The 3,043-nt window shown below is 65.5% G+C and carries 5 protein-coding genes and 1 tRNA gene; 5 read left to right on the top strand and 1 reads right to left on the bottom strand.

The annotated features are described in order from the left end of the window. The coding region (locus IM632_RS06375; RefSeq protein ID WP_296552136.1) for an NAD(P)H-dependent oxidoreductase at positions 1-342 on the top strand (342 nt) is incomplete at its 5' end. A 36-nt stretch (positions 343-378) separates the two neighbouring features. On the opposite strand, the gene IM632_RS06370 is transcribed toward IM632_RS06375, so the two are convergent. Beyond that, a tRNA-Asp gene (locus IM632_RS06370) sits at positions 379-455 on the bottom strand. Between the two features lie 210 nt (positions 456-665). Between IM632_RS06370 and IM632_RS06365 the strand changes: the two genes are divergently transcribed. The 4 genes from IM632_RS06365 to IM632_RS06350 all read left to right on the top strand — a co-directional run. Next, positions 666-1,043, top strand: coding sequence for an NADH-quinone oxidoreductase subunit A (locus tag IM632_RS06365; protein WP_296498948.1), 378 nt, complete (start codon positions 666-668; stop codon positions 1,041-1,043). Further along, positions 1,013-1,594 (top strand): NADH-quinone oxidoreductase subunit B family protein, encoded by a 582-nt coding sequence (locus IM632_RS06360; RefSeq protein ID WP_296482091.1) that lies wholly within the window; start codon positions 1,013-1,015, stop codon positions 1,592-1,594. The genes IM632_RS06365 and IM632_RS06360 overlap by 31 nt, the downstream gene beginning before the upstream one ends. Beyond that, positions 1,591-2,199, top strand: coding sequence for an NADH-quinone oxidoreductase subunit C (locus IM632_RS06355; protein ID WP_296498946.1), 609 nt, complete (start codon positions 1,591-1,593; stop codon positions 2,197-2,199). The genes IM632_RS06360 and IM632_RS06355 overlap by 4 nt, the downstream gene beginning before the upstream one ends. After that, positions 2,199-3,043 (top strand): NADH-quinone oxidoreductase subunit D (locus IM632_RS06350; protein WP_296552135.1); only part of this gene is annotated, 845 nt, incomplete at its 3' end. The genes IM632_RS06355 and IM632_RS06350, both read left to right, overlap by 1 nt.

Raw genomic sequence — 3,043 nt, 5'->3', positions numbered from 1 at the left:
GACGCCTACGTCTTCGTCATGCCAGAGTACAACTTCATGCCGCCGCCCGCCTTCGTGAACGCGGTGGACTACCTCTACGCGGAATGGAACGGAAAACCCGCCGCCTTCGTCAGCTATGGCGGCCAGTCGGGCGGGGTGCGGGCGGTCCAGGCGGCGAAGCAGATGCTGACCACGGTCCAGATCATGCCGCTCGTCGAGGGTGTGGCCATCCCGATGGTGGGCGAGCACCTGGACTCCGAGAAGGGTTTCATCCCCACCGATGCGCACAACCTGGCGGCGAAGGTCACCCTGGACGCCCTGGTCCGCTGGTCGCGCGCCCTCAAGGACATGCGTGAAGGCTGACGCGGCGGGTGACCCGGATGGAGGGGTGGGGGAAGGTGGCGCGAATGACGGGGCTCGAACCCGCGACCTCCGGCGTGACAGGCCGGCGCTCTAACCAACTGAGCTACATCCGCACTCGATTGCGCATCCGCGCAAGGCGCGTCTGATAGGTCCGGGCCGGAATCGTGTCAACCGTCCTTGAGGCGTTAGCGGTGCGGTAGGGAATCTGCGTTGATCTCCGGCCGGTCCGGGATGGGGACTGAGCCTGCCCTCAGGGGCAAACCGAGGTTTGAACCCGGCGCAAGGCTGGTCTAGAAGGTCCCGCGACTCTGGCTGGGGAATCCATGGACGCCTTTCTTCTCGAGTACCTGCCGATCGCGATCTTCCTGGGGATTTCCTCGGCGATCGGGATTATCTTCATCCTGGCCTCGGCTGTCCTGGCGCCCAAGGCTCCGGACCCGGAGAAGCTGTCCACCTACGAGTGCGGCTTCAACGCCTTCGACGACGCCCGCATGAAGTTCGACGTCCGGTTCTACCTGGTGTCGATCCTCTTCATCATCTTCGACCTGGAAGTGGCCTTCCTCTTCCCCTGGGCGGTGTCGCTCATGAAGCTGCCGCACGATCAGGCGGTGTTCGCCTTCTGGTCGATGATGACCTTCCTCGGGGTCCTGACCGTCGGCTTCATCTACGAATGGAAGAAGGGGGCCCTGGAATGGGATTGATCGTTCCGGCCGGATCGGGCGCCCGGTCCACCGTCGAGGGCTATGACCCCAAGCTGCATGATCCCTATTTCGACGGGGTCTCTCAGCAGCTCGCCGACAAGGGGTTCGTCACGGCCGCCGCCGACGACCTCATCACCTGGGCCCGCACCGGCTCGCTGATGTGGATGACCTTCGGCCTGGCCTGCTGCGCCGTGGAGATGATGCACGCCTCCATGCCGCGCTATGACCTGGAGCGGTATGGGTTCGCCCCCCGGGCCAGCCCGCGCCAGTCGGACGTGATGATCGTGGCCGGCACGCTCTGCAACAAGATGGCCCCGGCCCTGCGCAAGGTCTACGACCAGATGCCGGAGCCCCGCTACGTCATCTCCATGGGCTCCTGCGCCAACGGCGGGGGCTACTACTATTTCAGCTATTCGGTGGTCCGCGGCTGCGACCGCATCGTGCCCGTGGACATCTACGTCCCCGGCTGCCCGCCCACCGCCGAGGCCCTGGTCTACGGGGTCCTTCAGTTGCAGAAGAAGATCCGTCGCACTGGGACCATCGAGAGATGAGCTGGCCCGTCGCAGAAGATACTCTCCAGGGCCTCGGGGCGGAGATTGTCGCCGCTGCGGGCTCCGGCGTGACGGCGTCCACCGCCCATGGCGACCTGACCCTTGACGCCCCGGCGGGGCGCATCGCCGAAATCCTGACCCTGCTGCGCGACCGCTTCGCCTTTCAGCAGCTCACCGACCTGACCGGGGTCGACCATCCCGAGCGCGCCCAGCGCTTCGACGTCGTCTACCAGCTTCTCTCCTTCACGCGGAACCAGCGCCTGCGGGTGCGTGTCCGGACAGACGAGGACACCGCCGTACCCTCCGTCACCGGGGTCTATCCCTGCGCCAACTGGTTCGAGCGCGAGGCCTTCGACATGTACGGGGTCTTCTTCTCCGGACATCCGGACCTTCGCCGCATCCTCACGGACTATGGCTTCCACGGGCATCCGCTCCGCAAGGACTTCCCGATGAGCGGCTATGTCGAGCTGCGTTACGACGACGAGCTCAAGCGCGTGGTCTACGAGCCCGTGAAATCCGTCGAGTATCGGAACTGGGACTTCATGTCGCCCTGGGAAGGGGCCAGCTACGTCCTGCCGGGCGACGAGAAGGGGGAGGCGCGCTGATGGCCGACGATCTCGCCGCGGGCTCCGCCCCCCCGCAAACCCCCGTTCTTCCGGAAACACCCGTCCGCAAGTTCAACATCAACTTCGGGCCCCAGCACCCGGCGGCGCACGGCGTTCTGCGTCTGGTGCTCGAGCTGGATGGCGAGGTGGTGGAGCGGGTCGACCCGCACATCGGCCTCCTTCACCGCGGCACCGAAAAGCTGATGGAGGCCCGGACCTACCTCCAGAACGTGCCCTATTTCGACCGCCTCGACTATGTGGCGCCGATGAACCAGGAGCACGCCTTCTGCCTGGCCATCGAGCGCCTGGCGGGGATTGAGGTCCCGATCCGGGGTCAGTTGATCCGTGTCCTCTTCTGCGAGATCGGCCGCATCCTGAACCACCTCCTGAACGTGACGACCCAGGCCATGGACGTCGGCGCCCTGACGCCGCCGCTCTGGGGCTTCGAGGAGCGCGAGAAGCTGATGGTGTTCTACGAGCGGGCCTCGGGCGCCCGCCTTCACGCCAACTTCTTCCGTCCGGGCGGTGTTCACCAGGACCTGCCCGAAGCCCTGATCGACGACATCGAGGCCTGGGCCAAGGCCTTCCACAAGCCGTTGGGCGACATCGACAAGCTGATCACCGGCAATCGCATCTTCAAGCAGCGCAATGTCGACATCGGCGTGGTCAGCCGCGAGCAGGCCATGGCCTGGGGCTTTTCGGGCGTGATGGTCCGCGGCTCAGGCATCGCGTGGGACCTGCGTCGCAGCCAGCCCTATGAGTGCTACAGCGAGCTCGACTTCGACATCCCACTGGGCGTCAACGGCGACTGCTATGACCGCTATCTCTGCCGGATGCAGGAGAT

The sequence above is a fragment of the Phenylobacterium sp. genome, from assembly GCF_020402505.1.
In the GTDB taxonomy this organism is placed as follows: domain Bacteria; phylum Pseudomonadota; class Alphaproteobacteria; order Caulobacterales; family Caulobacteraceae; genus Phenylobacterium.
This window is presented reverse-complemented; position numbering and strand designations above follow the sequence as displayed.